Source organism: Enterococcus sp. AMC1623, assembly GCF_058216495.1.
Genome location: NZ_CM177096.1, coordinates 2,235,366 through 2,256,570 on the forward strand (window position 1 = coordinate 2,235,366; position 21,205 = coordinate 2,256,570).

At 36.4% G+C, this 21,205-nt stretch carries 21 protein-coding genes; 9 read left to right on the forward strand and 12 right to left on the reverse strand.

The window, feature by feature from the left end:
• Positions 1-227: 227 nt before the first annotated feature.
• A complete protein-coding gene (gene recQ, locus AC4BC7_RS10855; protein WP_490502840.1) occupies positions 228-1,976 on the reverse strand; it encodes a DNA helicase RecQ in 1,749 nt (582 codons plus the stop codon).
• Between the two features lie 34 nt (positions 1,977-2,010).
• On the reverse strand, positions 2,011-2,895 hold the full coding sequence (locus AC4BC7_RS10860; RefSeq protein ID WP_490502841.1) for a helix-turn-helix transcriptional regulator: 885 nt from the start codon (positions 2,893-2,895) through the stop codon (positions 2,011-2,013).
• Between the two features lie 77 nt (positions 2,896-2,972).
• Here AC4BC7_RS10860 and AC4BC7_RS10865 point away from each other — a divergent pair, with 77 nt between their 5' ends.
• On the forward strand, positions 2,973-3,452 hold the full coding sequence (locus tag AC4BC7_RS10865; protein WP_490502842.1) for a VOC family protein: 480 nt from the start codon (positions 2,973-2,975) through the stop codon (positions 3,450-3,452).
• Positions 3,453-3,467: 15 nt separating this feature from the next.
• Here AC4BC7_RS10865 and AC4BC7_RS10870 read toward each other — a convergent pair whose 3' ends face one another.
• The 8 genes from AC4BC7_RS10870 to lepB form a co-directional block, all read right to left on the reverse strand.
• Positions 3,468-3,860: an OsmC family protein gene (locus AC4BC7_RS10870; protein ID WP_207871767.1), complete on the reverse strand. Its 393-nt coding sequence runs from the start codon at positions 3,858-3,860 to the stop codon at positions 3,468-3,470.
• Complete coding sequence (locus AC4BC7_RS10875; protein WP_490502843.1) at positions 3,857-4,747, reverse strand: ATP-binding cassette domain-containing protein; 891 nt, start codon at positions 4,745-4,747, stop codon at positions 3,857-3,859. Before AC4BC7_RS10875 ends, AC4BC7_RS10870 begins: the two co-directional genes overlap by 4 nt.
• Positions 4,744-5,622, reverse strand: a complete 879-nt coding sequence (locus tag AC4BC7_RS10880) for an ABC transporter ATP-binding protein (protein ID WP_490502844.1) — start codon at positions 5,620-5,622, stop codon at positions 4,744-4,746. Before AC4BC7_RS10880 ends, AC4BC7_RS10875 begins: the two co-directional genes overlap by 4 nt.
• 4 nt (positions 5,623-5,626) lie before the next feature.
• On the reverse strand, positions 5,627-6,457 hold the full coding sequence (locus AC4BC7_RS10885) for an ABC transporter permease (RefSeq protein ID WP_207871770.1): 831 nt from the start codon (positions 6,455-6,457) through the stop codon (positions 5,627-5,629).
• Positions 6,457-7,416: an ABC transporter permease subunit gene (locus tag AC4BC7_RS10890; RefSeq protein ID WP_207871771.1), complete on the reverse strand. Its 960-nt coding sequence runs from the start codon at positions 7,414-7,416 to the stop codon at positions 6,457-6,459. The genes AC4BC7_RS10885 and AC4BC7_RS10890 overlap by 1 nt, the downstream gene beginning before the upstream one ends.
• Positions 7,417-7,490: 74 nt before the next feature.
• On the reverse strand, positions 7,491-9,071 hold the full coding sequence (locus AC4BC7_RS10895) for an ABC transporter substrate-binding protein (RefSeq protein ID WP_207871772.1): 1,581 nt from the start codon (positions 9,069-9,071) through the stop codon (positions 7,491-7,493).
• A gap of 263 nt (positions 9,072-9,334) precedes the next feature.
• Positions 9,335-10,180: a MetQ/NlpA family ABC transporter substrate-binding protein gene (locus AC4BC7_RS10900; RefSeq protein WP_490502845.1), complete on the reverse strand. Its 846-nt coding sequence runs from the start codon at positions 10,178-10,180 to the stop codon at positions 9,335-9,337.
• 333 nt (positions 10,181-10,513) lie between these two features.
• On the reverse strand, positions 10,514-11,086 hold the full coding sequence (lepB, locus tag AC4BC7_RS10905) for a signal peptidase I (RefSeq protein ID WP_490502846.1): 573 nt from the start codon (positions 11,084-11,086) through the stop codon (positions 10,514-10,516).
• A gap of 200 nt (positions 11,087-11,286) precedes the next feature.
• Between lepB and AC4BC7_RS10910 the strand changes: the two genes are divergently transcribed.
• Positions 11,287-12,693 carry a TrkH family potassium uptake protein gene (locus tag AC4BC7_RS10910; protein ID WP_207871775.1) on the forward strand — a complete coding sequence of 469 codons (1,407 nt, stop codon included), beginning with the start codon at positions 11,287-11,289 and terminating at the stop codon, positions 12,691-12,693.
• A 72-nt stretch (positions 12,694-12,765) separates the two neighbouring features.
• On the opposite strand, the gene AC4BC7_RS10915 is transcribed toward AC4BC7_RS10910, so the two are convergent.
• Positions 12,766-13,131 (reverse strand): MmcQ/YjbR family DNA-binding protein, encoded by a 366-nt coding sequence (locus AC4BC7_RS10915; protein ID WP_490502847.1) that lies wholly within the window; start codon positions 13,129-13,131, stop codon positions 12,766-12,768.
• A gap of 163 nt (positions 13,132-13,294) precedes the next feature.
• Here AC4BC7_RS10915 and AC4BC7_RS10920 point away from each other — a divergent pair, with 163 nt between their 5' ends.
• The 7 genes from AC4BC7_RS10920 (at position 13,295) to AC4BC7_RS10950 (ending at position 20,180) form a co-directional block, all read left to right on the forward strand.
• On the forward strand, positions 13,295-14,644 hold the full coding sequence (locus AC4BC7_RS10920; RefSeq protein WP_207871777.1) for a Mur ligase family protein: 1,350 nt from the start codon (positions 13,295-13,297) through the stop codon (positions 14,642-14,644).
• Entirely contained in the window at positions 14,637-15,299 is a 663-nt protein-coding gene (locus tag AC4BC7_RS10925) for an adenosylcobyric acid synthase (RefSeq protein ID WP_207871778.1), read from the forward strand. The genes AC4BC7_RS10920 and AC4BC7_RS10925 overlap by 8 nt, the downstream gene beginning before the upstream one ends.
• A 180-nt stretch (positions 15,300-15,479) precedes the next feature.
• Positions 15,480-17,075, forward strand: a complete 1,596-nt coding sequence (locus AC4BC7_RS10930) for an alpha-glucoside-specific PTS transporter subunit IIBC (RefSeq protein WP_490502848.1) — start codon at positions 15,480-15,482, stop codon at positions 17,073-17,075.
• A 16-nt stretch (positions 17,076-17,091) separates the two neighbouring features.
• A complete protein-coding gene (locus tag AC4BC7_RS10935; protein ID WP_490502849.1) occupies positions 17,092-18,423 on the forward strand; it encodes a 6-phospho-alpha-glucosidase in 1,332 nt (443 codons plus the stop codon).
• Positions 18,424-18,489: 66 nt separating this feature from the next.
• Entirely contained in the window at positions 18,490-19,254 is a 765-nt protein-coding gene (locus AC4BC7_RS10940) for a MurR/RpiR family transcriptional regulator (RefSeq protein WP_207871781.1), read from the forward strand.
• A 2-nt stretch (positions 19,255-19,256) separates the two neighbouring features.
• On the forward strand, positions 19,257-19,712 hold the full coding sequence (locus AC4BC7_RS10945; protein WP_207871782.1) for a hypothetical protein: 456 nt from the start codon (positions 19,257-19,259) through the stop codon (positions 19,710-19,712).
• Positions 19,713-19,715: 3 nt separating this feature from the next.
• Positions 19,716-20,180 (forward strand): PTS sugar transporter subunit IIA, encoded by a 465-nt coding sequence (locus tag AC4BC7_RS10950; protein ID WP_207871783.1) that lies wholly within the window; start codon positions 19,716-19,718, stop codon positions 20,178-20,180.
• A 36-nt stretch (positions 20,181-20,216) separates the two neighbouring features.
• Here the strand turns inward: AC4BC7_RS10950 and AC4BC7_RS10955 are convergent, their stop codons facing one another.
• Positions 20,217-21,026 carry an endonuclease/exonuclease/phosphatase family protein gene (locus AC4BC7_RS10955; protein ID WP_490502850.1) on the reverse strand — a complete coding sequence of 270 codons (810 nt, stop codon included), beginning with the start codon at positions 21,024-21,026 and terminating at the stop codon, positions 20,217-20,219.
• Between the last annotated feature and the right edge of the window lie 179 nt (positions 21,027-21,205).

Here is a 21,205-nt window from a genome sequence, read left to right on the forward strand (position 1 = left end):
TATAATATAATTATCTAACTTCTTTTGTATAAGAAAATTTCGTGTTCTAATTTAGCGACAGATAAATCTTAACATATTAATATAGCACTTAGGTAAAAAGAATGTTACAAAATCATTTCAAATGAATATCAATTAGGTGTTTTTTCAGAAATAATGATTGATTATTGCAAAAAGTAATGAAAAACGCCTTTTTCCATAAAAAAATAGTAGAGAAGTTTTCACTTCTACTACTGTTTTTTTAATACCGCTAAAAATTGCGCGCCATATTTGTCTAATTTGTTTTGCCCCACACCTTTAATTTGTAAAAATTCTAAGGAATTTTGAGGTTGTTTTTCTGCCAAGTCTTGCAAAGTCTTATCAGAAAAAATGATATACGGCGGTAGATTTTGTTCTTGCGCTAATGAAAGACGCAAAGCACGTAATTCTTCAAATAGTTCATTGTCCATCACCAATTGTTTAACAGTGGCTTGTTTCCGATAGACTTTTCGTTTCCCTAATAAAACATCAATTCCTTCGGGTGAAATCGACAATAATGGATATTGCCCTTCTGAAGGTGTCAAATATTGTTCCGCAGTTAAATAATCAATTAGCTGAACAATTTCTTTTTGTGTCCAGTCTTTCATTAAGCCATACGTAGATAATTGTTCAAAACGCCATTGCGTAATTTTTTGATCTTTGGAACCTGTTAACACTTTGCCAACAAGTGATTTCCCAAATTTTTCTCCCATGCGTTTTACGCAAGACAATACTTTTTGTGTTTCAACGGTAATATCTACTGATTCACGGTCATCCAAACAATTACTACACTTGCCACAAGCGACGCCTTCTTCACCAAAATAACGTAAAATATAACATTGAAGACATGTTTGTGTATGGGCATATTGACTCATTTCTCGTAATTTCAAATATTCATTTTGTTGATAGTCAATGGACGATTCTGATTGTTCAATAAAAAACTGCTGAATTTGTAAATCTTGCGCAGCATAAAGTAAAACGGCCTCGCTAGGTAAGCCATCCCGACCTGCACGTCCAGCTTCTTGGTAATAAGATTCTAGGTTTCCCGGAATTTGAGCGTGAATGACAAAGCGCACATTGCTCTTATTAATCCCCATACCAAATGCATTTGTTGCGACCATCACTTGAATACGATCAAATAGAAAATCTTCTTGGCTTTTTGAACGTACTTGTTCAGAAAGTCCACCATGATACATGCCCACTGGAATATCTTTATGTCGCAATAAATGATACAACCGCTCCACTTCTTTACGCGTGCTTGCATAAATAATACCCGCTTGTCCTTTATTGGTTTTTAAATATTCCAATAAATAGACATCTTTTTGTTCTTTAACCACTTGAAAAGCGAGGTTTTCACGAGCAAAGCCCGTTTTAATTTGATTATTCTCAGAAATTGATAATAACTGACAAATATCTTCCGCAACTTGGGTAGTGGCAGTAGCTGTCAACGCAATGATGGTTGGGCGTTGGGCAAATGAACGCAACGTTTCTGCTAGTTTTAAATAACTTGGACGAAAATCATGTCCCCATTGCGAAATACAATGTGCTTCGTCTACTGCTACTAAATCGATATCTACATGACGTAACAGTTCAAGAAAATCAGCTGTTTCTAAACGTTCCGGCGCTAAATATAATAACTTCACTTCTCCTCTAGCTGCCATTCCTAAGCGTTGTTGGATTTCTGAAAAATGAAGCGTGCTATTAACATATGTTGCTGGAATCCCCATTTCATTTAAACTATCCACTTGATCTTTCATCAATGAAATTAAAGGAGAAACTACAATTGTCAGTCCATTAAATAACAAAGCAGGTAATTGATAACAAATGGATTTTCCACCACCAGTCGGCATAATGCCCAGAACATCTTCTCGGTTTAAAATTTTTTGAATAATCTCTAGTTGACCTTTACGAAAAGTTTGATAGCCAAATTTTTCTTCTAATAATTGTGTTAGTTCACTCATTTGTTCCCTTCTTTCTCTATTTTATTATACCCAATTAGTAGCGGGCTTGCATATCTTGTAATTTTTGCAAATAAGCGTGTTTTAACATAGGCGGCTCAAGAATAAGCGCTTCTGTGCCAAACATTAAGAAATAATTCACTAAAAAATCCAGCTCTTTTTCGTGATACGTTCCTTTAAGCTGATTCCCTACCATAGTCATATTAGGAAATAATTGATTTTGTGCCAGATCACAGCCTTTTGCTGTTAACTGAGCTGCGAAAGTAAATGGACGCACTTGTTGTTTTTGCACTGCTTCTACTGAATAGTTTTTTCCTTCAGCAAAAAATTGAATATTGGTCATCTTATCACAACGATACGTTCGCCATTGGTGTTTTTGTATATCTCGAGCCAAACAATACCACAAACCTTGACGATAATTTAAATGGACTGGTTGAATGATTTTGACTTCTGAATGTTCTTTTTGATAATGCAAACGTAACTGGTGTTGTGCCAATATCGCTTGATAGAGCGTCTCTAGCTGAGGAACTGCTATCGGTACTTGGAGGCCTTCATAACTAACCATTGTTTCGAGTTCTTCTAAGGAAGTCACTGGAAATTTTTCTATTAACTTCTCTTTAATTTGTTGATAAGAATGGGGAAAAGGGGTGGCACCTTTCAATAACTGCAAAGCAAAAAAGATACTTAACAACTCTGTTTCCTTAAAGTAAATTGGGGTTCGTAACTGATGAGGTAAGACACGGTACCCCCCATTTTTTCCACTTTCAGCATATAAAGGTACCCCCAGTGCTTCTAATTCACTCACATCACGTAAGGCAGTTCGTTTAGAAATACGAAATTCCGTCATTAAATCACGTAAATTGAATTGATTTTTTCCATGTATAAAAATTAATTCTTGATTGAGTCGTTCACTTTTTTTCATATTTTCTCCTTTTGGTGCCATCTTCTGTCACCATTAAAACGTATACTAAGAAAAAAAGCAAAGGAGTATGATTAGTTATGTCCATTCAATTAGCCACATTTTTATCATTAGACGGTAAGGCCAACCAAGCACTCACTTTTTACCAAGAAATTTTTCAAGCGAAAGTTCTTTTTAAAATTACCAATCAACAATTCAAGGAATGTTTAAATCCACAGCTAGAAATTCCCAACGGCCAAGAAGAGTATATTTCACATTCTATTTTACAGATTGGGACCACACAGTTACAAATTGCTGACACATCAATTACCAGCGATTTCCTGACAAGTGGGACCAATTTTTCGCTAAGTTTTACGATTAACAATTTAGCCACTATCGAATCGATTTATCAAAAAATCATTCAATATGATGAGACGCAAATTATTGCTGCACCTTGCGAAAACGAATTTGCAGATTTTTATGCAATTGTTCGAGATCCATTTGGAGTCCTTTTGCAATTAACCAAAGAAAAACAACCTGATCCTGAGCAAAAAGGCAAAAAAAGAAACCCTCACACGTGATGAGGGCTTCTTTTTTTAGATAAATTCAACGGTTTCTTCCACTTGAATAGCTGGATCTAAGCTTTGAATAACTGGGCAATTCGGGGAAACTAATTTTAGACAACGTTGCGCTTTTTCTTGAAATTCTTCCGCAATTTTAACGTAAAACCGTAACTGAATGGCTTGAACTGGCTCGGCACGACGTTCTGTATCTCGGCTGTAGTCAGCCTCAATCTTTTCAAATTGATACGGAATATGTGAATTATCTAAAACCGATTGATATACATACCCACCGCAAGCAGCGACCGCACAGACTAGCATTTGAACTGGCGAATAACCTTGTTCTCTTGCCAAAACCCAGTTTCCTGTTTCATGTGGTAATTCAATTTTTTCTTTTCCTTGAATGAGTGTAAATGTCTCGATTGTCATTTGTTCCTCCTTACGAAATGGCCTTCTGCTACTTCAACCCAGTCAAAGGCTTCGGTCACTTCAATTTGTTGTTGAATTTCTTTTTTTGCAAGCGCAGCACGCGCTAATTTCGGATCAGCAATCGGTGCCGCAGCCAATAACTTTTTGGTATAGGGATGTTGTGGTGCTTCAAACAATCGTTGGGTAGGCGCTAACTCAACTAATTTCCCTTGATACATCACCGCAATTCGGTCAGAAATATGACGAATCACCGATAAATCGTGCGAGATGAATAAATACGATAGACCAAAATCTTTTTGTAAACTTAATAATAATTGAATGATTTGGGCTTGAATGGAGACATCTAATGCAGACGTCGGTTCATCACATAAAATAAACTCAGGTTGATTCACTACTGCACGCGCAATCCCAATTCGCTGACGTTGACCACCACTAAAGGCTCGAGGTAATTTGTGTAAAGCCTCGCCAGTAATTCCAACACGGGCTAGAATCTGTTCCGCTTTGTCGCGAGCATTTGTTTTAGAATCATTTAATAAAGGTTCCATCACTAATTCTAACGCAGTCATTCGGGGATTTAACGCAGAATAAGGATCTTGAAAAATAATTTGCATTTTTTGATAAATGGATTTTCTTTCAGCAGTTGTTAAGTTCGTCAGTTCTTGTCCTTCAAAAAAGACTTGCCCTTCTGTTAGCGTCTCTAAACTTAATAAACTACGACCTAACGTTGTTTTTCCACTTCCCGATTCACCAACTAATCCTAATGTTTCACCACGATAAATCGCTAAATTAATATCATCTAAAGCGCGTACTTCTGTTACTACACCACGCCAGTTTTTGGAACGAAAAATTTTTGTCGCGTTTTCGACACGAATTAACTCTGTTGTCATTTTCCTTCCTCCTTAAGCCAAACATGGTGAGTTATTGATAATTCCTTGCGAGTTAAATTATCTGGTAACTCTTCATGATAATCAAAAACATGCAATTGCGCCTGTTTATCTCCTAAGTGTGCCGCTTCCAGTAATTGCTTTGTATACGGATGATGTGGGTGATAAAAGATTTCTTCAGTGGTTCCTTCTTCGACAACCAACCCTTGGTACATTACTTTAATATAGTCACACATTCCTGCTACTACGCCAAAATCATGGGTGACTAAAATCACGGAAAGCTCTTCACTCTCCTGTAATTCTTTAATAAGTGATAAGATTTGTGCCTGAATTGTCACATCCAAAGCTGTTGTTGGTTCATCTGCAATTAAAAGTTGTGGTTCTGCTAACAAGGCCATCGCAATCATTACACGTTGGCGCATGCCACCAGATAATTCATGAGGAAATTGTTTCATCCGTTTTTCAGCAAGAGCAATCCCCACTTTTTCTAACTCTTGAATCGCTCGTTGTTGAGCTGCTTTTTTGGAGATTTTTTGTTTTCGTAAAATCACTTCAGTTAAATGATAGCCAATCGTTCGTAAAGGATTTAAAGAAGTCATTGGATCTTGAAAAATCATGGAAATTGGTAACTTTTGTGGATTCGTTACGCGCTCTTCGTTAAATTCAAAAGCAGTTGTCGACATCACAGCTTGTTCCGGTAAAATATCCATAATACTTTTCATTGCCATACTTTTGCCGCTACCTGATTCACCAACAATCCCGATGACTTGACCTTTAGGCACATCCAAATCAATTCCTCTAAGAATTGGTATTAATTCGCCACGTTTTGGTTGAATGTCTACGCGTAAATCACTCAATTTTAATATATTTTTTGCCATCGAATTAGACCTCCCTTTGTAAAACTTGCTTAATCATGTCACCAAGGTTATTAAAGGAATAAATCGTTAATGCTACAAACAAACCAGGAAGTATGGCCATATAAGGTGCCCGTTGCAAGCTATTTTGAGCATTCTGCAAAAGACTTCCCCATGATGCCATAGGTTGTTGAATTCCTAATCCTAAAAAGCTCAACGCTGATTCAGTCATAATCGCACTAGAAATGCTCGTTGAAGCTGCGACAATTAAGGTCGGTAATACCGAGGGAAAAATATGTCTAAAAATAATCGTGCTTGCAGATTGCCCAATGAAATTTGCATATAAAACGTAGTCTCTTTCTTTCGCAGACAAGGTTTCACCACGAATTAAACGTGCAATATTCATCCATGAAAAACCACCAATAACAATAATGATCGTCCCTAGACCTGGTTTTAAGAAGACACTTAATACAATCACTAAAACTAACCACGGAATAGAGGATAAGATATCTACAATACGCATCAAGACATTATCAATCCAGCCGCCAAAATATCCTGAGACTAAGCCGACTGTCGTACCAATTGTCGTCGCCGTCAACATTGCCAATACACCTACTAATAAGGAGACCCTACCACCATATACCACTCGAATAAAATAATCTCGGCCCACTTCATCAGTTCCAAAAAGATGCTGCCAGCTTGGAGGTTGTGACATATTGCTGACATCTGTCGCATTCGGATCAATTGGTAGTAACGGAGCGATTAGTGACAAGCTAATTAGTAATGCTAGAAATATAAAAGAGAGGGTATAAATTGGAGAAGAAAAAATCGCTCTGAACAAATTTTTCAAACGCTTCATTACTCTTTTCCTCCCTTGCGAATTCGTGGATCAACAACTGAATAAAGGACATCTGAAAGGAGATTCCCCAAGATAACTAAAGTTGCTGAAAGTAGCATAATTGCCATAATAACTGGATAATCTAAACTTCTCGTTGCGCTCGTCAAATAAGGCCCCACTCCTGGCCAACCAAAGATGGTTTCTGTAATAATCGCACCAGTAACCAACATCGGTAATGCTAAACCTAATTGGGTCACTACTGGAATCAATACATTTCGACTAATGTGTCGACGGAAAATTTGCCATTTTGTCGCATGAAATGCTCGTTGAACAGTCACGTAATCTTCCGCCACTTGTTGCAAGGCAGAGGAACGAATATAACGGGTTAATTCTGGGAAAAAAGCAACCGTCAATGTAAGATAAGGCATGATAAAATGTGCCAGAAAATCATTGAAGTCCCCCGCTTTCCCAACTGTATTCATACCAATAATTGGGAATAAATTTAACCGATAACCTAAAAAATAAATCAAAATCATCGCAAACCAAAATGTTGGAATCGCAATCCCTAAAGAAGCAATACCATCAATTAATTTATCAAAAAATTTCCCTTTGTTTGCAGCAGCAATCAATCCCAAAGTAATGGCTAAAATTAATGCCGTTAGATAGGCCGGAATAATTAATTTCATCGTATTAGGTATACGAACCGCTAATTCACCAGCAATACTGCGTTGTGAAACCAATGAATAACCAAAATCTCCTTTAAAAATATTCGTCAACCACGTAGCGTACTGGACAAAAAATGGTTCATTCAAGCCATATTTCTCTCTTAATGCTTCTACTCGGTCTGGAGACATATTAGGTGTTGTCACGGAATCAATTACATCATACGGTGCCAGATGAATCAGTGAAAAGACAATAAATGAAATAACCAATAGCAAAGGAATAGCTTGAAGTACTCGTTTTGCAATATATCTTGCCACACGTAACACTTCCTTTCTCATAATAAAAATGAAAAGAGACTGTGATAAAAGAGTCTTTATCACAGTCCAATTCACTATTTAATCGTTAATTTAGACACATCTTCAAACGTGTAAATTGGAATTAATCCGGCATCTTCTACATTTCCAATGCGGTTGTTAACTGCTAGAATTTTTTTGTTATCAACAATTGGATAGATACGCGCATCGTCAGCGATAGCTTGTTGTAATTCATTATATAATTCTTTGCGTTTCGCTTCATCCAATTCAACTGCAGCTTTGTTAAATAATTCGTCTGTTGCTTTATTTTCTGTTTGGAAGTAATTGGCACTACCCTCTGTTTCAAATAATGCACCATATAAATCAGGATCATTTCCCATAATATAACCACCCAAGAATAGGTTATATTTAGTTGAGCCATCTTTATCCAATTCAGCAAAAATTGCTGTTCCATCGCCACCCTCTAATGTTACGGTAATACCAGCTTTTTGCAACTGTTGTTGAATTAAAGTTGCTTGAATCGTTTGTGCTGGATCACTTGAAGAAAAGGCTAAGTTTAATTTCAAGTCGCTTACATTAGCTTCTTTTAATAGTTCTTTTGATTTTTCAATGTTCGTGTCGTATTTTTCAACGTCCTCTGTCGCAAATGGATTATTTGGTGGTAAGAATGAGTAAGGTTGTTCATAATATTCTTTTTCTAAATACGCCGCTTGATTTAACTCATCTTTGTTTAACGCAAACAATACAGCTTGACGTACTTTAACATCTTGTAATGCTTCAGATTTTGTATTTAATCCTAGATAACCTACACGATTTTCACTGTAAGGGTACGTAGTGATGGTTTTTTCATCTAAATCAGCCACATCTGATGGTAAAACAAAGGCTGCATCAACTTCACCTTTTTGCAGTGCTACTTTTGTTGTATCGGCACTTTCAATAATGCGTAAAGTTAAGTTTTTAATTGATGGTTCGCCACCAAAATAATGTTCATTCGCTTCAAATGTTAAATACTCGCCACGTTTATACTCAACTAACTTGTATGGTCCTGTTCCAACTGGATTTTCTGGTAATTCATTCACCGAAAAATCTTCTACGCCTTCAAAAATATGTTTTGGAATGATAAACGTTTCAGTCGCAATGTTGTTAACTGCCGCTGCACTGGCTTGTGGCAATACAAATTTCACTGTATAGTCATCGACTTTTTCAAATTTGATCGGTTGATCGCCAACCCATAGTTGATCGGCATTTCCATTTTCTTTTTTGGCTTTTTGTTCATACGTAAACACTACATCATCAGCTGTAAAAGGTTCGCCATCTGACCATTTCACATCTTTTTTCAAATGAACAGTTACAGATAAACCATCTTCTGCTGGTTCAACTGATTCTGCTAAAGCATTTTTTGTCGTTCCATCCCCTTCAACAATCACTAATGGTGAATAAATGATATTAGTTACTGTTAAGCCCCAACGGTCACTTGTGTTAATTGGGTTGGTAGAAGAAGGATCTCCACTGATTGCATACGTAAATGTCGCATCGTCTGCTGTGGTACTTGAACTATTTGCTGTTTCATTCGTGTTTCCTCCTGATGAACAAGCCGCTAAAGCCAATCCTAAAGCAAAGATGCCGACGCTAAAAAGCCCCTTTTTCCATTTTTTCATGTATTATTCCTCCCTGAATACATCACTTACTGATAGTATTTGTTCCCAAAGAATAGTCGGTTCATTTTAAAAAGTCAACGCACTTGTGATAGCTTTTTTCTATCACTATATATTAATTATTAAAAAAATTAGCGAAAAAAAAGCGTATAGATGAACGCATCTATACGCTTTTGCTGAAACAGTAACCTTTCACGTAAGTAAGCCTTTTACATCTTAGTATAAAGGAATTGAATCACCTGATAATCGTAGCTGTTTCTATTTTTTTACCAAACTGGAACACTTGATTTTTTCGTTGTTTCTTCGATGATTTTTTTCACTTCATCTGTTTGATAGTATTTTACTACTGTTTGATAAATCTCTTTGTCTTTTTCTTCTTCACGAGCTGCAATAACATTGTAGTATGGTTTAGAAGAATCAGCAATTGGTTCTAAGAAAATTGCATCCTCAGTTGGAATATGACCTGCATCAACAGCGACATTGTTGTTTACACATGCAATATCTACATCGTCTAATACACGAATCGTTTGATTAGCATCCAATAAATCAAATTTCAAATCTTTTGGATTAGCAGTGATATCGTTAACTGTTGGCATAAACCCTTTCTCTGGGTCTAATTCTATTAAACCCGCAGTTTGTAATAATAACAATGCGCGACTTTCATTTGATACGTCATTTGGAAGGGCAACAGTTGCGCCATCTTTTAATTCTGACACATCTTTAATTTTATTTGAGAAAATACCTAATGGATTCAACGTGGTATAAGCGATAGTTGTATTGTGGAACCCGCCTTCTTTGTTGACGTTATCCATGTAGATTTCAGTTAATGATGAATGTAAATCAATTGATCCATCTTCTAAAGCCGTAATTGGGCCACGATAATCAGTAAATTTTACGATTTCTAAATCAATATTTTCTTTATCTTTTAATTCTTTTTGAACATGTTCCCACGCTTCATTGTTTTCTCCAACAACTCCTAGACGAACAACTTCTGCTTTCGCCTCACTTGAAGAATCTGTCTCCGTTGTATTTCCTGAACCACATGCACCTAATAATGTTAGGGCACCAACCGTTAAAATACCTGTAACCACTTTGTTCCAACCTTTTTTCATTGCCATTCTCCTTTTGTTTTTTTCCGTTTTGATTTTGCTTCTGAAAAATAAAAAACGCCCTTCATCAACACAAAGATGCTGATAAAAGGACGAAATTTCGAGGTACCACCTTTTTTCAGAAGTAAAACTTCCCTGTCTCTTTTTTGCAAGAAACGTTCAAGGTAACAATTGAACAAGTCGAAATTGCCTATTATCGACAATTTTCCTCAGAGAATCTGTTCTACTTGAAAGCAATGAATACTTACAAGATGACACAGCTCTTCAACGGATAGATATATAAGTTTTCTTGTACTTTACAGTATCCGTAAACCAGTGTCAATATTTAAAACCAAATCATTTAATTAGTGAAATTTCATTCAATGGCCAATAACGCATGAAAACTTCCCCTTGAATCATCGACTCATCGACAAAGCCAAATATCCGACTATCTTTCGAGATTAAACGATTGTCTCCAAGAACAAAATATTTTCCTTCCGGTACATTATATGAAAAATCATTTGTGAACGTTAATGCTCGTTCAGCAGTTTGTTGAAAACTCGTGTTATAACCATATTCTGTTTGTAATTTATTGTCTGCAAATTTTTCTTTGTATTCTGTTAAGTACGTTTCCTCAACTTTTTCACCATTTACGGTAAGCACATCATTTTTCATTTGAACGTTATCACCAGGCATACCAATTACACGTTTGACAGCTAATTTTTCTAAATCATCTGGTTCTTGGGTGGTGATGATATCAAAGCGTTCAATTTTAGAAAGCTGGAATGTAAATAATTTTTGTCCGTCTGCTAAAGTAGGGTCCATTGAATGTCCTTTCACTGACACAGGTGTCACTACAAATAGACGTAATATTAATAATAGTACGACGAAAAAAATAAACGTCCCCCAATTTTTCATAAATTCTTTCAAAGGTTATGCTCCCCTACTAGTTATTTCGATTCTTTGTTTATTATAACATAGCTTCTTATTGTTAGCGAAAATTGATGTCCTCTCTTATCGATAATGATTGTTTTTACTACGGTTCTATGGTATATTCTCTGAATATTTGCCATTTTTGGCTACACTTTTGTTATACTAGTGAATAATACATTTAGATTGGAGATATTCTTATGAACTTTGGACGTTTTACGCGTCTTACAGTGCGTCGAGGAAAGAATTTTTTCTCAAAAAATATTTCGTCAATTCAACTGATTGTTACCTATTATATTTTAATGACTCTTCTTGCACTTATTTTACTTTACTTGCCTATTTTTCGAAAACCAGATGTATATGTTTCGTTTATCGACATGTTCTTTATGGCAATTAGTACGATTAGTGTGACTGGCTTGTCCACTTTTCCAATTGATGAGGTATTTAATGAACGTGGCGTCATTTTACTAGAAATTCTCTTTCAAATTGGTGGCTTGGGTGTCATGATGATTTCGACCTTTTTCTTTATTGTTTCACGGCGTAAAATCTCATTGAAACAGCGTCAATTAATCATGGCAGACATGAATCAGCCTCGTTTAAGCGGCATTGTGCGCATGATTCGTACAACATTTACAATTATTTTAGTATGTCAGCTGATTGGCGGTGCCGTCTTTGGCATTTATTTCAAAGTCATGGGTTATTATGACCGCTGGCTAGATGCACTTTTTTATGGATTGTATCAAGCCATCTCTGCGGTAACCAACTCTGGTTTTGATGTGACCGGTGAATCAATTGTTCCTTACGCAAACGACAATCTCTTTTTAGTAGCAATCATGTTTTTAATTTTTATTGGAGGCATTGGCTTTCCGGTAATTATGGATTTTCGAGAATGGATTGGTTATCAAGTGTTTAAAAAGAAACGCCAGTTACCTTTCCGTTTCACCCTATTTACCAAAATTGCTTTCTTAGCATTCGTCATTTTATTCATTGGCGGTACCTTAACGATTTTCTTCCTAGAAAAAGATCATCTCTTTCGAAATATGACTGCAGTAGGGCAATGGGTTAATAGCATGTTCTACTCAATGACTACACGAAATGCTGGGTTACAGATTCATGATTTGAATGAATTTCAAACAACTACTCTAATGATTTTTTCAGTATTAATGTTCATCGGGTGTAGCCCTAGTTCCGTTGGTGGGGGTGTTCGAACAACGACTGTCGCCATTATTGGTTTGTATTTAATTTCGTTTTTAAAAAGTGAAAGCCATATTAACATTTTTGGTCGCAAAATTGCCAATGATGATGTGCGTAAATCGGTCGTTGTCTTCATGTTATCTCTATTAATGTGCTTTGCTTGCGTCATTTTCTTAACTGCTACAGAAGATGTCTCCTTAATTTCCATTATTGTAGAAGTGACTTCCGCATTTGGAACGACAGGATTATCCCTAGGAATCACCTCGGAACTTTCTGTAATCGGCAAACTGATTATTGCTTTACTAATGTTTATTGGACGGATTGGAATGTTGTATACTCTATTATTATTTATCCCTAAAGAAACAAGAGATTTAGGATACGAATATCCTACTGAAAAAATTATTATTGGTTAAAACAATACCCTTTGCTTAGCAATCTAGGCAAGGGGTATTTGCTTTTTTTACCTAAGTAACTACCTAGGGATACTATTTTGTTAATTCTTTTCGGGTTTTTGCAGGTATTTTTTGCCAAACGAGATTGTAGGAAAGTTGAATCATCTGTTCCAGTTCTTCATCACTTAGTTCTTCTGTACTTAAGGTAATTGAATTCCAATGTTTTTTATTCATATGATAGCCAGCGACAATATCTGAATAAATTTCTCGCCACTCTTCATTTTTTTCTGGTTCACCTTTTAAAGTAATAATAGCTGTTTCCGAGAGTTCTGGACTCATCGTTCCAAACATTTTGCCGGCTACTTCAAAATAGATGGTTTGCCAATCTTCTCGATAATAAACTTTTGCAAAAGGCAATTGCTTACCAAATGCTTGCAGACGTTCATAGCGTTGTTGCATGCGCTTCACTCCTTTTTATTTTATTATAAGAGAGTTTCTTTTTTCTTGCTAAATTTTTTCTTAATTCTAAAGAAAAAGGGAAGCTGATTAATCTTTTGGCAAAGATATGGTATGATAAGTTGAATTTGTAATGAATATTTCATTTTACGTATGGAGGTTTTTTATGGGAATCCGAAGTTATTTTGCTGCATTTGTTGGCAAGACCTCACAATGGATACTAAAGAATTTTTTTAAGGGAGGATCAAGTCTTCCTGGAAAACTAGCATTATCAATTGATCCGCACATTCTAGATTACCTAGCAAAAGACTATCAAGTTGTAGTGGTTACTGGAACAAACGGCAAAACATTAACAACTGCCTTAACTGTGAATATTTTGCGTCAAGAATTTGATAATGTGTTGACAAATCCAACTGGTGCAAATATGGTGCAAGGAATTGTCTCTACTTTTCTTTCTGCGAAAAAAACAAGTGGGAAAAAATTTGCTGTCCTTGAAATTGATGAAGCCAGTCTAAGTAAAGTTACAGAGTACATCAAACCAGAATTATTTGTTTTTACAAATATTTTCCGCGATCAAATGGATCGTTATGGTGAAATTTATACAACGTATCAACTAATTGTTGATGGTGCAGCTAAATCACCAAACGCAACTATTTTAACCAATGGTGATTCACCAATTTTCAATTCAATCGATACCATTAATCCTCGTAAATATTACGGGTTCGATCATGAAGAAGATCATGAACAAATGGCACACTACAATACAGACGGCGTTTTGTGTCCGAAATGCCAACATATTTTACACTACAAAATGATTACTTATGCCAATCTGGGGAAATATTATTGCCCGAATTGCGACTTCCATCGTCCAGAATTAGACTATAAATTAACGGAATTGAAAAATATGACAAATACTTCGGCAGAGTTTGTCATCGATGGGAATGAATACAAATTAGAAGTTGGTGGCATGTACAACATTTATAATGCCTTAGCTGCTACTGCTGTTGCAGAATATTATACAGTTAGCCCTGAAAAAATTCGTGCTGGACTTGGCTATGATGAAAAAGTCTTTGGCCGTCAAGAAGTGATTGAAATTGATGGGAAGCAATGTACCTTAGTTTTAGTAAAAAATCCAGTGGGACTAAATCAAGTCATCGATATGATTGGTTTATCTCCTTATCAATTTTCATTAGTTTGTCTATTAAATGCCAACTACGCCGATGGAATTGACGTTAGTTGGATTTGGGATGGCGATCATGAAGCGTTTGCCGAGATGGACATTCCACAAGTAATTGCAGGTGGTGATCGTCATAAAGATATGGCTTTGCGCTTGAAAGTTGCCGGCATTGCCGAAGAAATCATTACAGAAACACAAAATCTTGATGAAGTTATTGATAGTATTAAAGATTTGCCAACAGAACATGTTTACATCCTCGCAACCTATACTGCTGTCTTACAATTACGTAAAAAACTAGCAGACAAAGGATACATGGAAGGAGGAATGACACGTGGCTAAACGACAATTAAAACTAGCCCATTTGTATGGAAATCTGTTAAATACTTATGGCGATAATGGAAATATTTTAATGTTAAATTACGTCGCTAAAAAAATGGATATCGAGTTAGAAATTGAAATTGTTAGCATCCACGAACCATTTGATCCAAATCGTTATGACCTAGTCTTTTTTGGTGGCGGACAAGATTACGAGCAATTGATTGTCTCACAAGATATTCAAAGTAAAAAAGACAGTTTAACGACATTTATTGAAAATGATGGCGTCATTTTGGCCATTTGTGGTGGCTATCAATTACTTGGCCACTATTACATTGGTGCTGGCGGTGAAAAAATCTATGGCATCGGTGCATTGGATCATTATACCTTGAGCCAAGATAACAATCGCTTCATTGGTGATGTAAAAATCTATAATGAAGAGTTCGATGAAACTTACGAAGGGTTTGAAAACCACAATGGTCGTACCTTCTTAGGAAAAGGTGAACGTCCCTTAGGAAAAATTGTTGAAGGTTTTGGGAATAATGGCGAAGACCAAACAGAAGGCGCAATTTATCGGAATGTTTTCTGTTCTTACTTCCACGGACCAATTTTGGCACGAAATGAAGCCCTAGCAAAACGTTTAATCGATTTAGCATATAACCGTAAATATCAAGCGTAGTTCGCAAGCGAAACGAGACTTATAAATGAGTCTCGTTTTTTTGTGGGAATTTTCCCGCCGTCTGATACCTAGTGCCAGCTTCTACTCTTTTGTCCCATAAGTAACTCCACCTATTGTAAACGCTCACATTTTAACTTAAAGTAATCACGTAAGTTATTTTAGAAGGGAGTTTTCTCAATTATGATGGAAAAAGTTCAGCGCTTTGGTGGCGCAATGTTTACACCAGTTCTACTTTTCTCATTTTCGGGTTTAATGGTTTCATTAGCAATTATTTGTAAAAATCCGATGTTAGTAGGAAGTATCGCAACTGAAGGAACCGCATGGTACGGAGTTTGGTCAATTATCGAAGACGGTGCATGGACAGTCTTTAATCAAATGGAATTATTATTTGTTATTGGATTACCAATTGGTTTAGCAAAAAAAGCCAATGCTCGTGCAGTCATGGAAGCCTTTGTCGTCTACTTGACTTTCCAATACTTCGTTGGTGGGATGTTAAAAAACTTCAGTAATTTCTTTGGTGTTGATTACGCTATGGATGCTGGCGGAACAAGTGGTTTGAAATTAATTGCCAATATCAAAACACTAGATACAGGTATTATCGGTGCAATTGTCATTTCAGCTATTGTTGTTTGGATTCACAATCGTTTCTTTGATACAAAATTGCCTGATTGGTTAGGAATTTTCCAAGGTTCTTCATTTGTTGTGATTATTGGATTCTTCTTAATGTTACCAATCGCTTTCCTTGTAGCGCTTATCTGGCCAAAAATCCAAAATGGCATTAACTCCATGCAAGGTTTCTTAGCAAGTTCAGGCGTGTTAGGGGTTTGGATTTATACCTTCTTAGAACGAATACTAATACCTACTGGGTTGCATCACTTTATCTACTCCCCGTTTGTATTTGGTCCAGCAGTAACACCAGATGGGATTACTCGTGCTTGGATGGCAAACCTAAATGAATTTGCTGCTTCTACAAAACCATTGAAAGAATTGTTCCCTGAAGGTGGTTTTGCTATGCATGGTAACTCTAAGATGTTTGGTTCTATTGGGATTGCTTCAGCATTTTATCTGACTGCAAAACCAGAAAACAAAAAGAAAGTTATTTCTATTTTAATTCCAGTCACTTTAACAGCCTTTTTAGCAGGGATTACTGAACCATTAGAATTCACATTCTTATTCATCTCTCCGCCATTATTTGCGATTCATGCTGTATTAGCTGCTTCAATGACAGCAACTATGTATGCCTTTGGTGTTTCTGGAGATATGGGTGGTGGTTTCCTAGATTTATTAGCGAAAAACTGGATTCCAATGTTTGCAAATCATAAAACAGAAATCTTTACACAATTGGCGATTGGTTTAGCGTTCGCAGTATTGTATGTTCTAATTTTCCGTTTCTTGATTTTGAAATGGGATTTACCAACACCAGGTCGCGAAGCTGTTTCAGATGATATTAAACTATTTACGAAAAAAGATTACAAAGCGAAAAAAGCAGGCGGAGCTAATGATGATGGTGAGCCTGAAGGCAATCGTTACCGTGAATCAGCAGCTATTTATCTAGAAGCATTTGGTGGCTCAGATAATATTGATAAAGTAAATAATTGTGCCACTCGTTTGCGTATTACCGTTAAAGATCCTGCAATTGTCGCAACCGATGATGCTTTTCGTGCAGGTGGTGCTCACGGAGTTGTCCGCAATGGTACAGCGTTCCAAGTTATTGTAGGCTTAGATGTTCCTCAAGTGAGAGAACAATTTGAACAATTATTAGATATTAAAGATTAAGGAGTGTTATAAAATCATGAAAAAATTTTCAATCGTCGTTGCCGGTGGAGGAAGTACCTTCACTCCTGGAATTGTCTTAATGTTATTAGACAACTTAGATCGTTTCCCTATTCGTCAAATTAAATTTTATGATAATAATGAAGGACGCCAAAAACAAGTCGCAGATGCTTGCGAAATTTTATTAAAAGAAAAAGCACCTGACATTAACTTTGTTGCAACAACTGATCCAGAAACAGCCTTTACTGATGTTGATTTTGTTATGGCACATATCCGTGTTGGTCTTTATGCAATGCGTGAAAAAGATGAAAAAATCCCATTGAAATATGGTGTGGTTGGTCAAGAGACATGCGGACCTGGCGGAATTGCTTATGGTATGCGCTCAATTGGTGGCGTGTTAGAAATCTTAGACTACATGGAAAAATATTCACCTGATGCTTGGATGTTAAACTACTCTAATCCAGCAGCAATCGTCGCAGAAGCAACACGTAAACTACGTCCGAATTCAAAAATCATCAATATTTGCGATATGCCAGTTGGAATTGAAGAACGTATGGCACGCTCAATCGGATTGAAGTCCCGTAAAGAAATGGTTGTGCGTTACTACGGATTAAATCATTTTGGCTGGTGGACAGACATTCGTGATAAAGATGGCAATGACTTAATGCCAAAAATTAAGGAACATGTGGCACAATATGGTTATTCTCTACAAGATGAAATCGAAGAATCACAACATTTAGATGAAAGCTGGATGCACACTTTTGCCAAAGCACGTGAAGTCTATGCTGTTGATCCTGATACTTTGCCAAATACGTATTTGAAATATTATTTCTATCCTCAAGATGAAGTTGCTCATTCAAACCCTGATTACACACGTGCCAATGAAGTAATGGCTGGCCGTGAAAAACATGTCTTTGGGGAATGTAATGCAATTGCTGCGCGTGGCAATACAGAAGGTACCACTCTTGAAATCGATGAACATGCAAGTTATATTGTCGATTTAGCCCGTGCGATTGCTTATAACACACATGAAAGAATGTTATTGATTGTACCGAATAATGGCGCTATCGTAAACTTTGATGAAACGGCAATGGTTGAAGTACCCTGTATCGTTGGTTCAAACGGTCCTGAACCATTGACACAAGGAAAAATTCCACAGTTCCAAAAAGGTTTGATGGAACAACAAGTATCCGTTGAAAAATTAGTAGTGGAAGCTTGGGTAGAAGGTTCTTACCAGAAACTATGGCAAGCCTTAACCTTATCACGCATCGTGCCAAATGCGCGGGTTGCTAAACAATTATTAGACGATTTAATCGAAGCCAACCAAGAGTTTTGGCCTGAATTAAAATAATTATTAGCAGTTATTCATCCCTCCTTCTTCTTTTTCAGTTATAATAACGGAAGAAGGAGGGATTTGATGAAATTGCAACGTTTGATTCATCACTATGCCAAAGACTTAAGTGAGCTAGATTTAGAAATTTTGCATTACATTGTAGAACACACAGAGGAAGTTGTTAACTTAAGTATTCTTGATTTAGCCGAAAGAGTCCATTCATCCAAGTCATCGATTTTACGCTTGACGAAAAAAATGGGCTTTTCCGGTTATTCTGAATTCAAATATTTTTTGCGACAAGAACAACAACATTTATTAGTTGAAGAAAGCGAAAAACAAATCTACGATAAACAATTGGATGATATCCAACAAACACTGGATTATATCCGCTCCGTTGATTTGCAACCAATTAACGAACTACTTAGTAAAAGTAAAACGATCTATTGTTACTCAACTGGATTCTCTCAGAAAAAGCCCTTAGAAGAATTTTCAAAAATGATGTTATCACTAGAAAAAAGAGTCATTATCTTACCCAATAAAACGGAATTAGATATGGCCATGCCTATGATTACCAGTGATGATTGCTTTATGGTGACTTCTGTCAGTGGGGAAACAGCAGATGTAAAAGAAAATCTGACGACATTTCATATGCGTCAAATCCCTGTAATTGCGATTACAGCATCTGGCAATAACTATTTTGCTCGCAATAGTACGCATCACTTAAACTATTATTGCTCCCCTTTTACTATCGGGAAAAAACATAGTGAAGTCATTTCATTAATAACTTTGCATTGTTTAATTGATTACTTGTATCGTTCTTACGGGATTTACCAATTAACGGAGGGATAACTATGCTGCGATGGACAACAAATTCCAAGCGACTACAACAAATCTTATTAACTTATTGGGTCCTCTTCCCTATTTTATTTTATGTTTATTTGCTAATTTCTAGTATAATGAAAGATGTAGCAATACAAGACTTAATTCAATATGTTCCTGGGATAGCATTAGGGAATCTTATTGCTTGTTTGACCCTTTTTCAAGCGGCTGTTCTCTTTTTTGTTAGTCGCGTTTCACAAAGTAGAGAGGGTTTATTGGGACAGTTCGTCTTTATTTCAATTTTTCAACAAGCGATGACAGGGAATATTATTGGTGCTTTGTTAACCTTCTTCTTACGACGTGCCTTATTACCAGTCAAAGAAAATACATCATCTCAAATTAAATTAATTTTTTACTTTGCAATTGGATTTATTTTATTATTAAGTTTTCTAACGCTATTTATTGCTTGGCGTTTGAGAGGAGTGTAAAAGATGTTTTCATTATTTAAAAAGAAAAAAGCGACGCTACACAGTCCAACAACAGGGATGTTGATTCCGTTGTCTCAAGTGAGCGATCCAGTATTTGCAGAAGGTATGATGGGACCTGGGCTAGCAATCGAACCGACTATTGCTGAAATCTACGCACCGGTCGAAGGAACAATCACTACCATTTTCCCAACGAAACATGCCATTGGCGTCAAAGCCAAAAACGGCAAAGACATTTTGCTACATATTGGCATTGATACCGTTGAATTAAATGGGGAAGGTTTCGATATCCACGTAAAAGAAGGCGATAAAGTGTCACCTGACACCTTACTAGCACGTGTTGATCATCAATTGCTTAAAGCAAAAGGCAAAGCGTCAACATTGATGGTTTTATTCCCTGAAGAAAAAGAACTACCTAGTGTTCAAGAGCGTAGCATTACTGCGAAAGAAGAAATTTTTTCATTAGATTAAAAAAAGTTGTGAGGAAGTTTTTCCCCACAACTTTTTTTAGTTGAATTTTACAGCAACTCCAAAATGATCGCTAACAACTGGTCCACTAATCCCATCAAACATCACTTGATAAGTTTCTGGCACGAATTCTTTTGTAGCAAAAATGTAATCAATTCGCAAGCTGCCTTGGTTATCGTTCCAACCGTCAATTGCCTTTGAAACGGTGTATGAGCCGATTTGTTTCTCAGATGTTACAAAGGTATCCATTAAGCCTAACTCGCTTGCTGTCACTAACTGGTAGCCTTCTGTGCCTTCTGGGTTGTTGAAGTCGCCCATCACTAACAAAGGATACGGATTATCTTTTAAAACTGCTACCGTATTTTGCCACTCCGTTACAAATCCCTCTTGTGACCACCAAGAATAATGCCCGCTACATACACGAACCATTTGCCCAGCAATTTCTGTCACTCCTGTTAATAACGGACGACGACGATGATCCTCGGCACCATCATATTGAGAGACTAAATAATCTTTTGGTAAAATCGGATTTTTAGACAATAATGCCAAACCTTCGTGGAATTTTTGATAACCAATATGACAAAATGTCCATGTCCAGTAGTATTCGACATCATTTGCAGTTAAATAATCCACTAATCGCAAAACAAAATTATCTTCATGAATAACCATATCTGTTGTAGGACAATATAAGTCGCCTACAATCCCTGGTTCTGACTTAATTCCTTGATTAACTTCTTGCAAAGCAATCACGTCATATTCTTCTTTTAAAATCATCTCTGCTAATTGTTCAAATTTCTCTTCTGGATGTTCTTCCATCCAACTATGGGTATTTAACGTTAATACTTTCATTACTTTTTACGTTCCTCACTCTCAAACCACGACTAACAGCAACATCACTAAATATTGTAGTACACTTCGTATAGTGAAACAACCATCTTTTTTTCCTTCAATGAAAACAAAATACAATAAAATGCAATCGGTTTCTCTATCGTTTCGCTTAAAAAATAAAATAAACTATTCTGCAATAT